This is a genomic window from Pseudomonas sp. WS 5027 (genome assembly GCF_012985695.1).
Classification (GTDB): Bacteria; Pseudomonadota; Gammaproteobacteria; order Pseudomonadales; family Pseudomonadaceae; genus Aquipseudomonas; species Aquipseudomonas hygromyciniae.
Genome location: NZ_JAAQWU010000053.1, coordinates 1 through 1,178, shown reverse-complemented (window position 1 = coordinate 1,178; position 1,178 = coordinate 1). Strand labels below are relative to the sequence as shown.

Annotated in this window: 1 protein-coding gene; it reads left to right on the top strand. The window is 53.1% G+C overall.

Annotation, left to right across the window (positions count from 1 at the left end; genetic code table 11):
* Positions 1-80 precede the first annotated feature (80 nt).
* Positions 81-1,154, top strand: a complete 1,074-nt coding sequence (locus HBO09_RS28590; protein WP_169999561.1) for an IS630 family transposase — start codon at positions 81-83, stop codon at positions 1,152-1,154.
* The last annotated feature ends 24 nt before the right edge of the window (positions 1,155-1,178 follow it).

Here is a 1,178-nt window from a genome sequence, read left to right as displayed (position 1 = left end):
GCTAGTGTGCTGTTCGCGAAATAAATTTTCTAATTTTTCACCTACACTTCAGGTGTCATTCCTCCCTTGGAGAGTTTCAGGTGAGCGCACTGGACATTACGCTTAGCCCCGAAGAAAAGGCCGAACTGAACCGGCGCGTTCGATCCGCCACCATTCCCCAACGCGAAGGCCGCAGAGCACGCATTGTCCTGCTGGCAGCACAGGGTGAAACCCGAGAAGAGATTGCACGACTGACCGGTTTTTCTCTCCCCACAGTCACCACTTGGTGCCAACGTTTTCAGTTGCTTCGACTCGACGGATTGACTGATAAACCAGGTCGTGGACGCAAGTCACCTCTGCCTGCTGATACTGTCCGCCGCGTCTTGGAGCAAGTCACGAAACCCCGCATTGGAGAGCCACGCTGGAGCTGTCGGAGCATGGCGAGAGCTGCCGGTATCTCTTCGACTACCGTCCATAAGTTGTGGGCTGCCAATGACTTGAAGCCTCACCTGACTCGCACCTTCAAACTCTCAAACGACCCGCAGTTCGAACAGAAATTCTGGGATGTTATCGGCCTTTACCTAGCCCCGCCGGACAAGGCATTGGTGCTGTGTTGCGATGAAAAAAGTCAGGTTCAGGCGTTGGAGCGCACGCAGCCTGGATTGCCTTTGGGCATAGGTCACATCCAGACAAAATCCCATGATTACACGCGCCACGGCACAGTTACGTTATTCGCAGCGCTGGATTATCTACAGGGCAAACTGATCAGCAGCATCGAACGTCAACACCGTCATCAAGAGTGGTTGGCCTTCCTAAAGAAGATCAACAAGCAGACACCCAAGCATCTCCAGCTTCATCTGATCGTCGATAACTATGCGACGCACAAGCACGCCGCCGTGAAAGCCTGGCTGGCAAAGCACCCACGTTTCCATATGCACTTCACACCGACGTCCAGTTCTTGGATGAACATGGTCGAACGGTTTTTTCGAGACATTACGGTGTATCTACGAGACGGTAGTTTTGCCTCGGTGCGCGATCTGGAGGGCAAGATAACAACGTTCATGGCACTACGAAATGCTCAGCCGACCCGGTACGTTTGGAACGCAAAGGGAGAGGAGATTTTGAGCAAAATCCAACGGGCTCGTGAGGCGCTTGAGATCGTGCAAGTAGAGTAGGTTATTTCGCGAACAGCACACTAG